Source organism: Microcoleus sp. K4-B3, assembly GCF_036704615.1.
Lineage (GTDB): Bacteria > Cyanobacteriota > Cyanobacteriia > Cyanobacteriales > Microcoleaceae > Microcoleus.
The window spans coordinates 17,680-36,409 of record NZ_JAUBSF010000027.1; the positions used below are offsets into that span (position 1 = coordinate 17,680).

Annotated in this window: 13 protein-coding genes and 1 pseudogene; 8 read left to right on the plus strand and 6 right to left on the minus strand. The window is 46.6% G+C overall.

The annotated features are described in order from the left end of the window. The first annotated feature begins 307 nt into the window (after positions 1 to 307). Positions 308 to 1,930 (plus strand): NB-ARC domain-containing protein, encoded by a 1,623-nt coding sequence (locus tag QUA78_RS14175; RefSeq protein WP_333304020.1) that lies wholly within the window; start codon positions 308 to 310, stop codon positions 1,928 to 1,930. Positions 1,931 to 1,997: 67 nt separating this feature from the next. On the opposite strand, the gene QUA78_RS14180 is transcribed toward QUA78_RS14175, so the two are convergent. The 3 genes from QUA78_RS14180 to QUA78_RS14190 all read right to left on the minus strand — a co-directional run bounded on the left by QUA78_RS14180 (position 1,998) and on the right by QUA78_RS14190 (position 5,873). Beyond that, positions 1,998 to 3,728 carry an NAD(P)H-quinone oxidoreductase subunit 4 gene (locus QUA78_RS14180; protein ID WP_333398878.1) on the minus strand — a complete coding sequence of 577 codons (1,731 nt, stop codon included), beginning with the start codon at positions 3,726 to 3,728 and terminating at the stop codon, positions 1,998 to 2,000. A gap of 291 nt (positions 3,729 to 4,019) precedes the next feature. Next, positions 4,020 to 4,841 carry a Uma2 family endonuclease gene (locus QUA78_RS14185; protein WP_333301345.1) on the minus strand — a complete coding sequence of 274 codons (822 nt, stop codon included), beginning with the start codon at positions 4,839 to 4,841 and terminating at the stop codon, positions 4,020 to 4,022. Positions 4,842 to 4,943: 102 nt separating this feature from the next. Continuing rightward, a complete protein-coding gene (locus QUA78_RS14190) occupies positions 4,944 to 5,873 on the minus strand; it encodes an ADP-ribosylglycohydrolase family protein (protein ID WP_333301347.1) in 930 nt (309 codons plus the stop codon). 423 nt (positions 5,874 to 6,296) lie between these two features. Here QUA78_RS14190 and minC point away from each other — a divergent pair, with 423 nt between their 5' ends. From minC to minE, 3 genes are all read left to right on the plus strand, one after another. Further along, positions 6,297 to 7,100 (plus strand): septum site-determining protein MinC, encoded by an 804-nt coding sequence (gene minC / locus QUA78_RS14195; protein WP_333301349.1) that lies wholly within the window; start codon positions 6,297 to 6,299, stop codon positions 7,098 to 7,100. Between the two features lie 309 nt (positions 7,101 to 7,409). Next, the gene (gene minD, locus QUA78_RS14200; RefSeq protein WP_172190817.1) at positions 7,410 to 8,216 is read left to right on the plus strand and encodes a septum site-determining protein MinD; all 807 of its coding nucleotides are present in this window, start codon (positions 7,410 to 7,412) and stop codon (positions 8,214 to 8,216) included. A gap of 220 nt (positions 8,217 to 8,436) precedes the next feature. Continuing rightward, positions 8,437 to 8,808: a cell division topological specificity factor MinE gene (minE, locus tag QUA78_RS14205; RefSeq protein ID WP_333301351.1), complete on the plus strand. Its 372-nt coding sequence runs from the start codon at positions 8,437 to 8,439 to the stop codon at positions 8,806 to 8,808. 215 nt (positions 8,809 to 9,023) lie between these two features. On the opposite strand, the gene QUA78_RS14210 is transcribed toward minE, so the two are convergent. Then, on the minus strand, positions 9,024 to 10,193 hold the full coding sequence (locus tag QUA78_RS14210; protein WP_333301353.1) for a DUF58 domain-containing protein: 1,170 nt from the start codon (positions 10,191 to 10,193) through the stop codon (positions 9,024 to 9,026). Positions 10,194 to 10,339: 146 nt separating this feature from the next. Here QUA78_RS14210 and QUA78_RS14215 point away from each other — a divergent pair, with 146 nt between their 5' ends. From QUA78_RS14215 to QUA78_RS14230, 4 genes and pseudogenes are all read left to right on the plus strand, one after another. After that, positions 10,340 to 11,617: a PilT/PilU family type 4a pilus ATPase gene (locus tag QUA78_RS14215; protein ID WP_333301355.1), complete on the plus strand. Its 1,278-nt coding sequence runs from the start codon at positions 10,340 to 10,342 to the stop codon at positions 11,615 to 11,617. Positions 11,618 to 12,208: 591 nt separating this feature from the next. Further along, the gene (locus QUA78_RS14220) at positions 12,209 to 13,840 is read left to right on the plus strand and encodes a polysaccharide biosynthesis protein (protein WP_333301357.1); all 1,632 of its coding nucleotides are present in this window, start codon (positions 12,209 to 12,211) and stop codon (positions 13,838 to 13,840) included. Positions 13,841 to 14,270: 430 nt separating this feature from the next. Further along, positions 14,271 to 15,476 carry a glycosyltransferase gene (locus tag QUA78_RS14225; RefSeq protein ID WP_333301359.1) on the plus strand — a complete coding sequence of 402 codons (1,206 nt, stop codon included), beginning with the start codon at positions 14,271 to 14,273 and terminating at the stop codon, positions 15,474 to 15,476. Positions 15,477 to 15,553: 77 nt separating this feature from the next. Further along, positions 15,554 to 16,270 (plus strand): annotated as a pseudogene (locus QUA78_RS14230) (IS1 family transposase); the annotation flags it as partial. A gap of 758 nt (positions 16,271 to 17,028) precedes the next feature. Here the strand turns inward: QUA78_RS14230 and QUA78_RS14235 are convergent. Both QUA78_RS14235 and murI read right to left on the minus strand, forming a co-directional pair. Continuing rightward, positions 17,029 to 17,583, minus strand: a complete 555-nt coding sequence (locus QUA78_RS14235; RefSeq protein ID WP_333187949.1) for an NYN domain-containing protein — start codon at positions 17,581 to 17,583, stop codon at positions 17,029 to 17,031. Positions 17,584 to 17,763: 180 nt separating this feature from the next. Next, entirely contained in the window at positions 17,764 to 18,603 is an 840-nt protein-coding gene (gene murI / locus QUA78_RS14240) for a glutamate racemase (RefSeq protein ID WP_333301361.1), read from the minus strand. Between the last annotated feature and the right edge of the window lie 127 nt (positions 18,604 to 18,730).

Genomic DNA, 18,730 nt, shown 5'->3' on the forward strand with positions numbered 1-18,730 from the left:
ATCGCAGCAACAATTTATGGCGATCAACTCCCCGTTCCTCATACCATGTTAGATTAAATATTAAATAATTAAAGAATTGAATAATTGAATAATTGGGAATGACTGATTGTGTATGGGTTTGGATCACTGGCTTAGAGTTGCCTTTTTTCAAACTGGTATCACAATCGATAATTGGGTATAAATATCTAAAAATGCCCAAACAACAAAAAGCAAGCTGAACGTTGGTAGATTCGATTCAATTGCTCGCCCGCGAGAACTCACACAATATAATAGAAGATAGATTTTTAGTATAGGCGAGATTCCTACCTTGACTACTCCGATTCCTCAAAACTTTGTGCAAACGATCGCCAAACAGCGTGGCGTCACAGATGCCGAGTTAGAAACTGTGTTTATGGCTCTCGACGGTCAATCTACGGCTTCGATCGCAACCAAGCTTGGCATTAGCGACATCGCGGTTCGCAAAAGACTCGGCGAAGTTTACAAAAAGTTTCAGATCGGGGGGAACGGCCCTGGAAAGCTGTCGGAATTGAGGCATCAGTTGCTGTTTTCATACCACACAGAGCAGGGAACGAGCGATTTTAGTCGAGGTAAAGGATCTCTATTCAACCTGGCGGCCGGGGGCAGACAGCAAGATTGGGGTCAAGCACCGGATGTTTCGGTTTTTTACGGACGGACTGAAGAATTAACTACTTTAAAGCAGTGGATTTTATCAGATAATTGTCGCTTGGTAGCGCTGCTGGGTTTGGCTGGTAGCGGCAAAACAACTCTGTCGGTGCAGTTGGCAAAACAGGTACAGAATGAGTTTGATTTTGTGATTTGGCGATCGCTGCGATCGGCACCAGCACCATCCGACTTCCTCACTAACTTAATTGAACTTTTTTCTAACCAACAAAAACCCGATGTGCCGATCGACCTCAACGGCAAAATTTCGCGCTTGGTTGAAGAGCTGCGGAAGCACCGCTGTCTGGTAATTTTAGACGATTTTGAAGCGGTTCTCAGACCCGAAGAATTAGCCGGACACTACCGCGAAGGCTACGAAGGATATCGAGATTTAATTGTGCGGCTCTGTGAGGTCAATCACAATAGCTGTGTAGTCGTAGTTAGTTCAGAAGAACCTACGGAACTGGCTTTGCTGGCGGGAGAAAAAGTGCGGTCTTTAAAACCTGTTATTTCCGAGGAAATTGCGCGGGAGATTTTCCAAGAAAAAGGTTTATCTGCTCAAGAGCGAGAGTGGGAAATTTTGTTGGCCCGGTACGGAGGCAATCTGTTAGCGTTGAAGATTGTGGCGATCACGATTCACGAATTTTTCGAGGGGAACGTTTTAAAGTTTTTAGAAGCGACGGCGTTATTTATTGAAGAACATATCAGCAATTTGCTCGAGCAGCAGTTTGATCGAATGTCGAGTTCTGAACAAGAGATTGCTTACTGGATTGCTATTGCTCAAAGCCCGATTTCCCTGGCGACTTTGCGAGAGCAGATGTTGGTCAATTCATCGCTTTCGGATTTGCTGAAAAATCTCGATTCTCTGGGCCGTCGCTCGCTGATTGACAAAATCAGTGAGGGCGGGGAAACTGTTTTTATGCTTCAGCCTTTGATCGTGCAATATGTGAGCGACCGATTAGTGGAGCAGATTCGAGCCGAGGTTTTGGAGACGGTTAAGACGCAAGGAATAGAAAGAATGGGGCTGTTGAAAACTCACAATTTGAGCGTCAATATTGCTAAAGGAAAAGGAGGGAAAGAGGCTCGAAGCCATTCTATTTTAGAATTAGTAAAAAATCGATTGCAAGTGTTGTTTTTGAAGACTACAGGCTCTGAAGAACCGCTCAATATCTTGAAGAAAGTTGCCTCATATCTGGAGGATAAATCGATTCTTGAGGTGGGATATGCTAGGGAGAATCTGGCGGCAATTATTTCGGAACTTCAGTGTTAACAAAAAAGCGATCGCTCTTTGACAAAAGCGATCGCCCAATTTTCAACACAAACAGAATTCGATAAAATTATTTGACAATGCCAAAAATCGATGCAGATTCAGACCCTGTAATTTTGCCCAAAGCAGGCGCTTTTTGAGCTTGGGCAATTCTGGGAACCAAAAGTTGATTCGCATAAATCCGAGGATTGTCTTGAGCGATTTGGATGTAAGATTGACGGACTGTGGCGTTCACTGCCACAGTCTTCGCGTCGTAAACTTGCATCGCCATGTTGGGATAAAAACCAATGCCGACAATCGGTATCAAAAAGCAAAAGGCGATCGCCACTTCCCGAGGTTTAGCATCAATAAACGGTGCATCACCAGGCAAAACGCAACTATTACCAAAACAAACCGCTTCATCCAGATTGTTTCTCTGATTTTGCAAATTTAGATCCTCAAGGTCGCAAGCCGCTAGTGTCCCACAGTTGTAAAATAACTGTCGCAGCATCGAGAGCAAATAAATCGGCGTCAAAATCAGTCCTACTGCCGCCAGGAACACTGTCACCGCGCGGAAAGAACCGCTGTACATATCGCTAGTTGCGACGCCCACAAACACTGACAATTCGCTAGCAAAACCGCTCATTCCGGGGAGTGCCAAAGATGCCATCGCGCCTGCGGTAAACAAGGCAAACACTTTCGGCATGACTTTCCCAATCTCGCCCATCTCGTCCATGATCATTGTATGGGTGCGATCGTAAGTAACGCCAGCCAGGAAAAACAATACTGAGGCGATTAAACCGTGGGAAATCATTTGCAACAGCGCCCCGTTGATGCCCAAATCCGTGAAGGAAGCAATACCCAGCAGCACAAATCCCATGTGAGAAATCGACGAATTCGCTAAGCGGCGCTTCATGTTCGATTGGCCGAAGGAATTCAGCGCGCCGTAGATAATATTGACCACGCCGAGCACCGCCATAATCGGTGCAAAGTAAACGTGTGCTTGGGGAAGAAGTTCCAAATTCAGCCGAATCAGTCCGTATCCGCCCATTTTCAGCAATACGCCGGCCAGAATCATCGACACGGGAGAAGATGCTTCACCGTGGGCATCAGGTAGCCAAGTGTGGAAGGGGAAAATCGCCAGTTTCACACCGAAGGCAATCAGCAGTCCCGCATAAAGCAGTAATTCTAAACCCAGTGGGTAGTCTTTCAAGCCTAGTTCTACCATGTCGAAGGTGGGGGTGCCTCCGCCGTAGAATGCCATTGCTAAGGCAGCTATTAAAATAAAGATGGAAGCGCCCGCGGTGTAAATCAAGAATTTGGTAGCTGCGTAGCGGCGGTTTTGTCCGCCCCAAATCGAGATGAGGAGGTACACCGGAATTAGTTCTAGTTCCCAGACAATGAAGAGTAACAGTATGTCTTGGGCGACGAACACTCCTATTTGTGCGGAGTACATCACCAGCATCAAGAAGTAAAAGAGTCTCGGCTTGCGATCGACTTCCCAGGCTGCAAAGATTGATAGTGTCGTCACCAATCCCGCCAACAGTACCAACGGAACTGACAGTCCGTCAACGGAAACAGACCAGTTGAGGCCTAAAGAAGGTATCCAGGAATATTGCTCTACGATTTGGAAACTAGAGATGCTCGGATCGTAATGAGTCCAAAACACCCAGCACATTAATACAAAATCTGCAATACCTACGCCTAGCGCATACCAGCGAATGGTTTTGCCGTCTGTATCCGGCAGAAAAGGGATGGCGAGGGAAGCTAGGAGGGGTAGGATGACAATTGCGGTCAGCCAAGGAAATTGAGCCGCTACCATATTGAGAATAAATACTTAGTTGGAAGTTACCAAAATTATAATACTAAATTTAATTAAAACTTAAGATTTATTCATAAATATTTTTTATATCGAGACAAATGCGTAGAATAATATCACGAATTGCTACACACGTCAATTGATTTTCGATTTTTGATTTTCGATTCAGGACTTACGCACAACAAAATATAGCGTTTTGTAGGTGCAATCTGGCTGAGGTTGAGCGTATTCTGGTAGATGGTTGGGTAAGCCCTGTCTATTAAGGGCGATCGCAAATTAGCTTTCAATCAGCGTTCAATCTGGATCAACTCCCAATTCGCGCAACTTAGCCGCCAATCGTTGTGCCCTTTGTTTTTCCTGGTCAGCCCTTTGGCTTTCCTGCTCAGCCCTTTGTCTTTCTTGCTCAGCCCTTTGTCTTTCCTGGTCAGCCCTTTGCCTCTCTTGCTCAGCCCTTTGCCTTTCTTGCTCAGCTTGTTCTGAACTCCACAGCAACAAATTACCTACATCATCCCACCAGCGCAGCCAGTTCATGGTTTGTCCCAACCTTTCCCCCGACCAAATCCCCAGATATAGTTCCAATTGTGGAATCCACACCCGCCCCTGCTCATTGGCTGAATGTAAAACATACCGCCCATCTTGCAAATAGCGCACTTCTAAAATACCTTCGTAGGGGTCATAAGTGACATAAGTAGGTACTTGAAGAATCTGTTCGTAAAAGTGGAGTTTGCCATAGGGCGGAGTTGCTCTGACTGATAATTCTCCTCCCTCTGCTTCCGAGAGAAACTCCATCACGATCGCCACATTAGCACCTTCAGTATTAGGAGTATAACTACGGCGAATTACCCCCTCTGCTAGAGGATGCACTTGCGACACATAAAACCAGTCTGGAGCTTTGACAACAATCTTTTTATTGACTGTGGCGACTAACCCCAAATTAGAGGCAATCAGCATTTCTGGCTGGATACATCCTGCGGCTCCCAGTGCATCGGTGAGAGCAGCGGCGAGAGAAGGTTGTTGAATATTTTCCACCGGATCGTCGGGTAATACAAAGTTAGCTGGTAGGGGTTCCCAGGTGACGGTTGGTTTGGCTTTGATAGACGGGGCTTCGAGTACCATTGTATTAACCCTCAACCAGAAATGTTTGTGTAAATTTATCTATATTAACTCAAGTTGCGAGTTATTGTAAAAACAAAGAATGTTGAAAACTGATATAAGTATTCAGAGCGATCGAGATAAAGTCAAGAGCCGATCGGCGAAAGATGCAATTAAAGTACGATCGACCAATTGCGATCGCCATTTTTCCGGTATTCCCCCCTCCCCGTAAAAAGCCCCCGCCAATTGTCCGTAAACCGCACCAGTTGTATCCGCATCGTCGCCCAAATTCACAGCCAACAAACAGCCTTCAGCAAAAGAAGAACTGTTGTAAAACGCCCAAAGTGCCGCCTCCAAAGACTTGACAACATAACCCGTACCCTGAATTTCAGGAGGTTGTCGCAGTTTAAAAGAACCCGCCGCAATCTCATCAATCTCTGCCACCAGCGGATTTGCTGCCCAATATCCAGAAATCGGACAATATCTTTCTGAAAGCAACACATCTTTAGCAACTCCGTTCACCGCCCCCGCAATTAAAGCACCAAAATAGCGGCAAGCATCCACACAAGTAGCAGCACCGTGAGTAGTTCGAGAACTTTCGGCAGATTTTTCTATTACTTCTAAAGGATTTGTAGCATAAAACAAAGGCACGGGAGCCAAGCGCATAATCGAACCGTTTCCAGCAGTCCAAGCATCCGTAGAACCGCAATAAGGTTTTCTTGTATCTTCAAAATTCCAAAGAGCTTGCTGCACCGTATTTCCAATATCAAAACATTCACCAGTGCTGCTCAAATGTCCGTCTGTACTCCACCGCACATAAGTTTCTAACTGATGGACAGGATCGAAACCTTGTTTCTCAATCAAACTTTCAGCCAAACAAAGCGCCATCGAAGTATCGTCCGTCCACTCGCCCGGTTGCAGTCGAAACGGGCCGCCGCCAACCATATCGTTAATAGGCGCAAACGTTCCAGGGCGACAGAACTCTAAAGTTGTTCCGAGAGCATCGCCAACTGCTAAACCAAGAAGACTGCCGCGATAAAGTTCTATTTGTTGCATAACGGAATTGAAAATTAATAATTAGTAAACGCTATTAAACTAAAAATTATTTCTATCTGCATCTGATCTGCGTGTATAACAATCGATGCCAAACTTGTCAAATTCTCTCTTTCCCTCTTCTCTTAATTCTCTTTCTCTGTGTCCTGCATCCTCTGCGGTTCATTCAAAAAGAATCTCGTTCACAATCGATACCAAATTCGTGAACTTCTCTCATTCTCTCTTCTGAACTCTTAATTCTCTTTCTCTGTGTTCTCTGCGCCCTCTGCGGTTCATTAAAACAAAATCTTGTTCACAAACGAAATAGAATTGCCCTAACTACCGTTAAAAATAAAAAAACAAGACTTTCCCCCCAAATGCTGAGCCAAAAGACGACTCAGGCTAATATTGATGTTAACCTGTCCCTACCCGAGATCAAACTGTCCCATGACACCCGATGCCTCCGCCGCAGCCGCTGCTGCCGCCCCTCAATCAACACCCGAAGTCAGCTTGGAGTTACAAGTCCGACTCAAGACAGAAGACGGACAGCTACTGTTGCTACTCCCCCCAGAAACCAACAGCGAACCTGCAACAGCTTCCGCCTCGACTTGGACTGAACTTTGGCAGCAGCTAAAAGTCAGGCTCAATGCAGGAGAACGCTTTTGGCAGCCAAACGCAGAAGTACAATTGATGGGGAGCGATCGACTTTTAGATATCCGCCAACTGCAATCCATCGCCGATGCCCTCTCCGAAGTTGAACTGCAACTCAAACGAGTCCACACCAGTCGCCGCCAAACCGCCGTTGCTGCTGCTACGGCAGGTTATTGTGTAGAACAGCAGCCTCCGGTTTCTTCCCTAAATAAAGCCTCAGCCGAAAAACCGCAATCGCTGGCGGAACCTTTATATTTGCAGATGACAGTGCGATCGGGCGTAGAAATTCGCCATCCGGGCACCGTCGTACTTTTGGGAGACGTAAATCCCGGCGGCTCAGTCATCGCCGGAGGCGATATCCTAGTTTGGGGCCGTTTGCGGGGAGTCGTGCACGCCGGTGCCGGCGGCAACACCAAAAGCGTGATTATGACCTTGCAGATGGAACCGATGGTGATTAGGATTGCTAAGTATGTTGCCAGAGGCCCAGAAACCTCACCCGCTCAGTTTTTCCCGGAAGTCGCCTACGTGACGCCTCAAGGGATTAGGATCGGCAGAGCCTCTGATTTTGACAAATCGCAGTTAGTCGGGGGTAATGAGTAATCGATAATTGGTAATTGGTAATGGCTAATTGTTAATGGGTAATTCTTAATACTATTTCTCTTTAAGCCTGCACTCGATCATTTTTGCCTTGGGTAAATCAGTCACTAAAAGACGATTAGAAAAATCAGTGCAAATTCATAGATAATTAGTAGAACAAGGAGAGTATTGAGTGTTGAGTTAATTCACTGAATAACAGATTACTGCAAAAATCCCAAAGAATAATTACCAATTATTAATTCCCAATTACCAATTATTAATTCCCAATTACTAATTTCCAATCACCAATTCCCAATAAATCTAAAATCGCTTATGGCTCGCATTATTGTTGTTACATCAGGGAAAGGCGGGGTAGGAAAAACCACCTCCACAGCCAATCTCGGCATGGCTTTAGCTAAGCGGGGACGAAACGTTGCCGTAATTGATGCCGATTTCGGTCTCAGAAATTTGGACTTGCTGCTGGGCTTAGAAAATCGGATTGTTTACACGGCATTAGAAGTTCTCGCAGGAGAGTGTCGCTTAGAGCAAGCTTTGGTGAAAGACAAGCGGCAGCCGCGCTTGGTGCTGTTGCCGGCTGCCCAAACTCGGATGAAAGATGCCATCAGCGCCGAGCAAATGAAGCAGCTTGTGGGGATGTTGGGAGCAAAATACGACTATATTTTGATCGACTCTCCTGCTGGAATTGAACAAGGTTTTCAAAATGCGATCGCCCCGGCTCAAGAAGGCATCATTGTCACCACTCCCGAAATCGCTGCTGTCCGCGATGCCGATCGAGTCATCGGCCTGCTGGAAGCCAACAACGTCAAGAAAATCAACCTGATCGTCAACCGGATCAGACCCGCAATGGTGCTGGCAAATGATATGATGTCGGTGCAAGACGTGCGGGAAATCCTCGCGATTCCGCTGTTAGGCGTCGTTCCCGACGACGAGCGCGTCATCGTTTCCACCAACCGAGGCGAACCATTAGTATTGTCGGAAACGGCCTCTTTAGCTGGAACTGCCTTCGACAATATTGCCCGCCGGTTAGAAGGCGAAAAAGTTGAATTTCTAGATCTAAATCCCCGTCGGGAAAACTTCTTCACTCGCCTCCGCAAGTTCTTAAACACTAAAATTATGTGATGTGCTGCAATATTGGCGATCTGTCTTCAAAAGCAGCAACTGCATCACAGAAACTAGCCGAGATTTTCCTCCAGTGATACCAGTTCCCCAAAAAAATGAAACAGTATGTCAACTCCAAACCCTTAGGGAATGAGTGATTCCCCAATCGAAAATCGAAAATCGAAAATCGAAAATGGTATGACCTTTTCTATGCCTAACCCTTGACAAACCCGCCCGACCCATGATATACACACTTCTCGAACGACTTTTCCCGCGCACCCCTGACAACAGCCGCGACGAAGTAAAACGACGCCTAAAACTGGTTCTAGCCCACGATCGCTCAGAACTCAGCCCAGAAATGGTTGAGTCGATGCGCCGAGAAATTCTAGAGGTGGTATCTCGCTACGTGGAAATCGATACCACCGGGTCTGAGTTCTCGCTGGAAAGTGACCAGCGGGCCACAGCACTAATTGCAAATCTCCCGATCCGGCGAGTCAGGCTCGAACATCCATCGGAGAATTTGCCCAAGACTTTGCCCCAGAATCAGCCCGAGTATGTACCTGAGTATGTACCTGAGTATGTAGTGGAAATTCTCCCCGACACTAGAGAGTGATAGGGATTAACATTTTCATCTCAGACAACGAGTTCGATCGGCTCGCCATTAAAATTAAACTATCTCTCTACAATTAAAATATTGTGGGGTGGGAACTCTTAGCGCCCCCCAAATATGTGATTAAAAAGGGGAAAAGCTTGTGCTACCTGAAAACAGATGAAGTTAATCTTCATAACCAATCGCTCTTTCCAGAGGAGCTTGCGTCCCGGACTATCTTAATAACTAATCGCTCTTTCCAGAGGAGCTTGTAACTGAAGTTCTAAGGGTCGGTCGGAGCGAATTTCTAAACCGGGTAACTCGTGTTTGACTAACATTTTTTCGCCTGTTTCAGCAGTGGCGCTCGGCCAAAGTACCCAGCGGCTGCCCAGGGAAAGAGTGTTTAAAGTTGCAGAGTTTTGAGTCAGCCAAATTATCGGCAGTTTCGATCGATTATCGATCGCATCTTCCCCAGCATTAACCGCAGCTAAAGTTTCCAATACTACTCGGTTTCCCGAGACGAGTCCAGTCCCGGCAGTCCAAAGTTTGACGTTTAACAGGCGCTTGCTAGCATAGAAGTACACGGATGCAGCTACAGTTACGGCTCGTTCAAATTCTTCTGGCTGCCACGCCGCAGCGCTGTCGAGAGCAATAATAATTTCTTGACCGCCGGCTGCAACTTCTAACTCTCTCACCCGCAGTTCTCCGTAGCGGGCGCTGGTGCGCCAGTGAATCAGGCGGGTGGGGTCTCCGTGGCGGTAAGGTCTCAGGTTGCGGGTGAGGCCTTCGGTAGCAGCTTGCGATCGACTGCGATTGTAAAATTGCGGGCTGTCTTCTTGACCGATGCGATCGATCAAAGGGCAAGTGCTCAACGGCAAAACCTGTGGATAGACAACCGCCACCGCTTTGACTGGGCGGCTGCGCCGGCACCAAAACAACCCTAAAGGCGCCGCCGTCCTCAAGTTTACCTCTTGCCACCGATAGACGCCCCGCTGCCGGACTTCTAAATAGTATGTATCCCTGTATATACTGTTAGGGTCTATGACTTCGATCGGGCGGACGATTGGTTCTCCCAGTACAAACGGCAAGATGTCTACCACTTGCAACAAAGTCTTAGGTTCGCTGGCGCGATTTTCGATTTCTAGTTCGACGGTGATTCGATCGCCCGCACTCACCGGTTCGATAGTCTGGCGACGGACTTCCAAGGAACGGAGCGATTTTCCCGGCAAAACCGCCGCTACTCCCAACAACGCCAAACCCCCACCGCTAAGCGCGTACAGCCACCCAGACATTGTATTGGTCGCAGACCCAAAAAAGAAAACCGTCATCCCCGAGAGCAGCCAACCAGCGTAGGCGGGGGCGACAGCGCGATTTTCGAGCCAGTCGCCAATTTTGTGACCGATGTTCATAGGAGTTGAAATTGTTAATTACTCGATCGCCCCATCAAGCCTAATTGTAAAATATTCTCAGCATTTAGCACCGAATTAGCTGCGAGCCATTAGATTAGAAATGGGCATTTTTTCGCAATAAATCTACATTGACTGGAGACCAAAAAATGAACCCATTAAACAATCCTACACCCGTTCAACCAGAGGCTCAAGCCCGCCGACGAACACCGCCGCCACCGCCGCCCTTGGCTGCAACACCCGCGCCTCCTGCACCCGCGCCTGCTGCGCCCCCAGCCCAGCAGCGGCCAGTCGAGACACCCGTCAGCACGATCGAACAAATGGTCAGAGATGCCCATAGCGCCTCGGCTTCCGACATTCACATTCGAGTCGGCCAAGTACCTCGATTTCGGATTCGGGGCGTGATGCAAGTAGCAACTACCCACCCCAAAGTAACGCCAGAAATTTTTGAACATTACCTAGCCGAAATTCTCACCCCCGAACAGCGAAAACAGTTTGCAACTACCAAGGAATTAGATTCAGCAATTTTTTACCCGGGCTTCGTGCGGTGTCGGCTAAACTGTTTTGATTCCCTCAGCGGCGGTGCCCTAGTATTGCGGTTGATCAGTTTGGAAATACCTACTATCGATTCCTTGAGGTTGCCAGAAGTTTTCAAAAATATCATTTTGCGATCGCAGGGATTAATATTGGTTACAGGGCCTACTGGTTCTGGAAAATCAACAACAGTAGCTGCGATGATCGACCACCTCAATCAGATGGAGCAAAAGCACGTAGTTACAATTGAAGACCCGATTGAATTTATTCACCCTTCTAAAAAATGCTTGGTCAGCCAGCGGGAAGTAGGCTTGCATACCCACGAGTTTCAGCAGGCTTTGCGGGCAGTTTTGCGGGAAGATCCGGATGTAATTCTAATCGGGGAAATGCGCGATCGCGTTACCATCAATACAGCATTGCAAGCAGCTCAAACTGGTCACTTAGTATTGGGAACTCTCCACACTCGCAGCGCCATTAACGCTATTAACCGGTTGTTGAACCTCTACCCGCCCGAGGAACAACAGGCGATGCGGATTCAAATTTGCGATTCTTTAGTAGCGGTAATTGCTCAACTTTTGCTGCCCACAGTGGACAACCGTCGGGTAGCAGTTCACGATATTTTGGTGAATACACCTGCCATGCACGATTACTTGATGAAAGGTGCTGATGACGAAGCTTTCCGGTTGATGGAACATGATACTTACGAAGGAATGCAGATTATCAACCAGGGTCTTTACAAACTGGTGCTCGAAGGCAGAGTGACGATCGAAGAAGCAGCAAAAACTTCTCCCGAAGCCAGCGATTTAGACCGCCGCTTGCGGACAGGAGGCTACGATGTTGGGGACGCTCGCGGCTTTGAAGGCAGCAAAAAAGAACGCACCGTTCGCGCCTAGTAGCACGACACATACAGGGGTAGGCACAGCAGGACTACCCCACCGCTCGGGTAGCAATTTTTTCAGTGGAGCGAAATATCGGGCGCTGTTGTGAGTATCTTTAGTTGAATTTTAACTATATTTAGTAGCCAGAAATACTTTTTACTTAAATTTTACTTCAGTAGTCAAATTTGATTGAATCAATGTCAAATATATTGTTAAGTTTTTTTAATGTCGGCGCAACTTTACATAAACTTTAAAATTGCGTGAAAACTCGCAGGTGATTACAAAGAAATAGTAAAGATCTGTTCGGAGTATTGCCAACACTCAGTAATTTAAGTTTATAGTTGTAGTGACAAATTTTGGACAGAGAACGTTCGGACTTGGCCGATCGCAAAAATAAGCAGGTTAAAAAAGCGCTTAATAAAACTACAAGTAGGCTTAATACAAGCAATTAGTAGCAGAGCCTATCGCGTGTTTTTCCGATTAAGTAGCTTTCAGTCTAAAAAATCCTAAATCTAGGCAGGCTTTTAAAGATTCTGTCCCTCGAAAATCTGTTTAACAACTCGTTTATCACCAACCGTATTTCTAGAGTTTAAAGGAGCCCAAAAAGTGAAGAGTGCATTTAACCCCTCAGAAGTGTTTGAAGGTGCCAGCAAAGCAGAAATAATCGATCGCATCCAGCAACTAGTTCCCCCGGGTTCCCCGGAACCGCAAGATCCTGAAATCCTAGCGGCCTTACAAACTCTCACCGCACAGCTAATCTCGGCTTATCAAGCCGACGGACAATTAGAAAACGAGCCTTTTAGCGACGTGCGCGATCGCACAATTCACCTATACGCATCCGCAGTCAGTAGCAAAATAAAAGGAAAAACCATCCTCATTACTGGTGGAGAAGGATGTGTCGGCAGTTTCTTAATCGAAAAACTTCTCAAACTAGGCGCAACTAAAATCATTTCCGCAGACAACGCCCGATGTCAAAACCCCGAAGAAAATCTCCCGCTTTTTAACAGAGAAGGTGCTGTAACTTTCTATGCCGCCGACATTCGCAACTTGGAGGCGCTCAAACACATATTTGAGGTAGAAAAACCAGAAATTGTTTTTCACCTAGCAGCCCAACGCCAACCCGGACTAGCTGAAATCAAAATCCGAGAAACAGTTACAACCAGCCTGTTAGGATGTAAACACATCATCCAACTGTGCGAAGAATACGGCGTAGAACACTGCATCTTCTCTTCCACAGGCAAAACATCTCGATATTTTACAACCGAAGTTTACGCCGCCTCCAAAAAGTTTGCCGAATGGCAATTTGCCAAAGCAGCTCAAGAAGGAGATGTCACTTACGGGATGGTTCGCTTTACTCATATGTTGGAAAATAGCTTGTTTTGCGAGCAAATGTCCAAAAAAGTACAGCAAGGTAAAACTGTCAACGTTCACGCTCCCCACCGCTACGTAACCGCTCAAAATCTTGTCGAAGCCGTACATTTATTGCTGAATTCGCTGGTTGTATCCGTTCCCGGAAAACTGAAATTTGTCGCTGTGAGTAATCTCGGGTGGCCGACAGAAACCTTGGAAGTAGCTCTTTATAAAATTCTTGAATCAGGCAAAAATCTGCCGATTTATTTTCAAGGACTTTTGCCGGGATATGAAGAACCGTTTTTCCTTGGACAGTTTGACTGGAAAAAGCCTACAGACATTCACCTCCTAATTAATGTTTTGGAAGATCCTTTTAGAAGGATTGACGATGCTGGCGACATGGTGAGTGTAGAATTAGCTCCTTTTTCTTTGCGCGTGTTAGATAAACAAGTGTCGAAGCTGGAAAGCTTAATCGGCGATCCTGATTTCCCGGAAGTGCAAATCAAGCACGCTCTTGTCGCAGCAGAAAAAGAAGTGATTGCTTCCTCTTTTGCGTGGAGTTCCCCCGAAGACTTGTTGAAGATTTTGCAGTGGGGGATACATCCGAAGAAATTGCAAGGTTACGGAACGGAAATCGCTGACTACAGCGAGATTATCGAACTCCTCCTGCAAGGAATATACGGGCGGCTTAACCAAGAAGTCCTGAACAGTGCTGGAGTTACTGCTGATGAATTTGATGACTTAGTGAAGAGTCTTTCTACGCTGGATTCTATTCAACCAGAAGTGGGATATTTGCGATCGGTGTCGAGATATCTCAGAGAATTGGTACCCCCCGCACATTTCAGCACCAAAAAATCTCAACCTGTTGCTGTCCGCGATGCAGCGTAGCTTGAAAATAGTTGAGTTGGGAAATTGCTTCCTGGCTCGCAACCCACAGGGAGTGAATGAGCTAAAAATCGACTAAGTTTTTAGTTGATTACAAACAGAACACCCAGAAACCTGGTTTCTTTGAGAAACCTGGTTTCTAGGCGTGTTTAAGGTTTATTTAAATTGATCTACTTACCATTTTCAGAATCGACATGATATGATATTATTTACGCTCGCACAACAGCAATTAAATTAATTTGTAGTGAAGACGCCAGTCCTAGTAGTTTTATGAGGAGTTAAGTCATCACTACAAACGTTATAACGGTCATTTTTTCCGGGAATGATATGATGATACTTTAGATAGCGTTGTGCACTGAGTTAAAAAAGATGCAATTAGATTAAATGAACTCAATGAACGCAACAAATAAAATAAAATTAAGGTACTAGAATTGTGGAAATTAATCAGCTACTGTTTTTATTGATTGATGTTGTGCTATTGGCGATCGCCCTGATCCTTCTAATTCCCGTTGCAGTTCTATTTCTAGAATGCAGTGCAGCTTTCTTGTCCGGCTTTCGCCCCACAGCGGAAACTAAAGCGCCCCGCCCCAAAGTAGCAGTTTTAATTCCCGCCTACAACGAAGCAGCAGGAATTGCCGCCACCATCTCCACCATATTGCCGCAGCTAACACCTCAAGACCGCTTGTTAGTGATTGCTGACAACTGCACCGACGCCACGGCAGAAATCGCCCGTAACTGCGGTGCAAGTGCGATCGAGCGCCAAGACACACAACGCAAGGGCAAAGGATACGCACTGGATTTCGGCTTGCGGTCGATCGAATCAGACCCCCCCGAAGTAGTCATCATGGTTGACGCAGACTGCATCTGTCAGCCAGACTCTATAGAAAAATTAGCCCGGGTTGCAGTTGCCGAACAAAGACCAGTGCAAGCGACTTATTTAATGGAACAGCCGCCCAATCCTACTCCGAAAGATTCAATTTCTGCTTTAGCCTTTCTCGTGAAAAACTTAGTCCGTCCCAGCGGATTAAAACAGTTAGGATTCCCATCATTGCTAACAGGTACTGGCATGGCTTTTCCCTGGTCGATAATTCGATCGGTTTCCCTAGCAAGCAGCAATATTGTTGAAGATATGCAGATGAGTTTGGATTTGGCCATCGCCGGACACCCAACAGTATTCTGCCCCGAAGCAAACGTCACCGGGTGTTTGCCACAGCAGCAGCAAGCAGCTAAAAGTCAAAGAACCAGGTGGGAACACGGTCACATACAGACATTGTTAACTCAAACTCCCCGGCTGACAGCAGCTTCTGTCCAGCAAAAACGTTTTGACTTATTGGCGATCGCCCTTGACTTATCCGTCCCTCCCCTTTCGCTGTTAGTAGCTATCTGGCTAGCAGCTTTTGCCACCTCCTTACTAGCAGCAACCTTGGGAACATCCCCGATTCCCGCCGTCTTTTTAGCAGTACAAGGACTGCTGATTTTATTTTCAATTGTTGGCGCTTGGGCAAAATTCGGGCGTGCCTATATTTCTGGATTAACTCTTTTATCTGTACCTTTTTACATCCTTTGGAAAATCCCTTTGTATCTGGGTTTTATCCTGAAGCGGCAAACCAAATGGGTGCGGACAGAACGCGATGTTTAGTATTTGGGTAGTGCCATGAAGGAAAGGATAGAGTAAACTTAAGCTACTATTAGAGAGAAGTGTTTGCCATAGGTGATATGACAGTAGAAATTAATTCTTGCCCCAATTGTGGAGCAGAAGAAGTTAGTCGTAACGGTCAGACTCGGCATGGTAAACAAAACTACAAATGTCGAGAATGTGGTCGTCAATTTGTTCTAAATCCCGCGTGGAAAGCTATGGAGAAAGAACAACATGAGTTAATGCAGCGGATGCTACTTGAACGTATTTCACGGCGGCCGGAATTGCTCGGGTATTACAAGTGTCAGAAGATACAGTGCAGCGGTACGTAAATGCCCGAGCTGTTGTTGTTAAGAAGCAAGTGGAGGTGAGTGACAAGCCAAAAAAGCGCCTGAATGTTCAGATGGATGAGTTATGGTCGTTTGTGGACAATAAAGGCAATCAGCAGTGGGTCTGGCTTGCATTGGATGCCCAGACTAGGGAAATTGTTGGTGTACATATTGGAGATCGTAGCGCAGTATCAGCTCTTGCCTTATGGAATTCCATGCCACCTGTTTACCGTCAATGTGCTGTAATTTATACTGACCATTGGAGTGCTTATGATTCTGTATTGCCCAGTAAGCGTCATTATAGTGTAGACAAAGATAGTGGTTGTACCAGCTAGATCGAGCGATTTAACTGCACCATTCGACAACGAGTATCAAGGGTTGGTGAGAAAGAGCTTATCCTTCTCTAAGAAATTGCAAAATCATCTTGCTGCAATTTGGAGTTTTGTGCATCATTATAATGCTAGTTTACAACTCGCTAATGCCTACTTTTTTTTGAATTCGGTTTTGTTTTATCATGTTGAACCTTTCCTTCAGGGCACTACCAGTATTTGTAGGGTGCGAACCCACATTCCGCACCCTACAGTGTCACACTAAAAATTTTGGTAGCTTGGGGAAATTCGACTGGCGATCGCAACTTTAATTTCGCGACTCAGGGTATAAAAAATGACTAATTTTATTCTCAAAATTTGGACAATAAAAACAAAAAATCTGAAGCTGGAAAATTCCAACTTCAGACTTTTACTAACTCCCCGGGTAGGATTTGAACCTACGACCAATCGGTTACACTTATCCCAACGTTTCCGAAGGGCGCGGACTATTTCATCATCCCTACACATCAGATGTGTTATCTGTAGTGGGATGTCGGGCGCTGTGAGATTTATTGGTTAGGCTCCTCATCTCTAGTCTCTGCACCTTTCCGGCTACTTGCGATCGTAACCGCTGCCTTTCGCCAGACTTGGCTCAAGATTGCCGCCACCCGAAGTGCTGCGGTTTCCTTGAATTCACCCGATTTTTCAGTACCCGTTACCGGGTAGAGCTGCTATGTCACTAGAGCTTTTGGTTGATTCCAAAGGCTTGCATTCATTACAGCCGACCGCTCTGCCACTGAGCTACCGAGGATTGGGGGTTTTTGTTACCCACATTTACTAACAATAGCTGAACTTACTCGATTTGGCAAGGCCTTTGATAAACTTTTTTTTTGTTATACAGCAAGCGGGTTTCCGCAGCTAATGCAGCCCCATTCTCAACTTGGCGAGGCGCTGCTGGGATTCTGGATCGAGGGAACTGGCTAGAAAGCGACTGGAATTGTGTTTGCGGGATTTGTGCTGGCGCTCGCTGCGGCGGGCGGTGGATTCTACATCAGCCGCTAGTTGTTCGGCGGACATCCATTCGGCACCGTAGCCGACTACGGTCAATTGCTGCGCTCGGTCTGAGGTGGCGACAATCATGCGACCTTTGCCTTTGACCGATCGCAACTCGTAGCGCAAACTTGCACAAGATTTTTCAATATAAGTATCTGCTGTCTGACCGAAGTCAGTGTAGTGCACCGATAAATTTTTAGTAATAATTTCTTTAACGCTGGGAGTATCTCGATAGTGCGCGTCAAACACCAGTCGAGCCTCAAAATCTTGTACAGCGCTGTAGTTAACTAAAACCTCTATTAACTCGCGGCGAGCTGTTTCGAGTTCGTCGCGATCGCGCTTCTCTCGGAGTCGAGGCCAAAGTCCAATTATGTTATAGCCGTCTACAAGTAAAACTGCTTGCGATACATAGGGTGACATGGTTCAAGGCTGAAGAGATCCAGCACGTATAGGACATTATTTGCATTGTTCATCAAAGCTTTTGTTCAATAATATTACCTATTGATGTGTAATTGCTAGGTTACATCGCAATAATTAAACCCCCCAGAGCCAGGTTTACCTGAGTTTTGGGGGGTTAGATTAACCTATAAATTTTCCGGCTTATTCGCCAGATTCCAGCGATACGGGCGATCGTACAACTGTCGGCAGGGATATTTTCTCAACAGCAGGAGTACAACCGAGCCACTGCACCGACAACTCCGCAAACTGCTGCGGAGGACCGCTCACGCAAAAACGAGTTGGCAGCGCAGTACCAGCATTCCGCAGCCCCAAAAGCTCCAACTCTCTGGCAGCAGCAGCCACCACCCGCACCGCAGGATCGATCGACGTCACCCCAGCAGGCAAAAGCGAGCGCAGCACAGGAGCCAACAGCGGATAATGAGTGCAGCCGTAAATCAGCGTATCAATGCGCTGCTGAATCAAAGGAGCCAAATATTCCCGAGCCACCTCACAAGTGTAAGGGTCGTAAATCCGGTTTTGTTCCACCAGCGGCACAAAAGCCGGACAGCTAACCTGCCACACCAGGCAAGAATCGTCCATCTCCAAAATCGCATTTCGATAAGCATTGCTAGCAGCCGTAGCAGGAGTTGCGATGACCCCGATCCGCTTGCCTTGCTGGACCGCAGCCTGCGCCCCCGGCAGAATTACTCCCAGCACTGGGATATCAAATTCAGCCTGCACCATCTCCATCGCCAAAGCAGAACTGGTGTTGCAGGCCATAATCACCATTTTCACATCCTGTTCCACCAACCAGGCCATAATTTCGCGGACAAACTCCACAATTTCTGACGGCGTGCGAGTACCGTAAGGCAGCCTCGCGGTATCTCCAAAATAAAGTATCGATTCGTTGGGCAATTGTCGGTACAACTGGGTCAAAACAGTCAAACCGCCCACGCCGCTGTCAAAAATACCGATTCTTTGTTGTCCAGAGTCTGTTGTCATTTGTTAGTTGTCAGTAGTCAGTTGGCAGTTGTCACTTGTCACTGGGCACTAGGCACTGGTCCGTTGGCAGTGGTCAGTTGTCAGTTGCTACCAATAACAAATAACAAGTAACCAATTACCAATTACC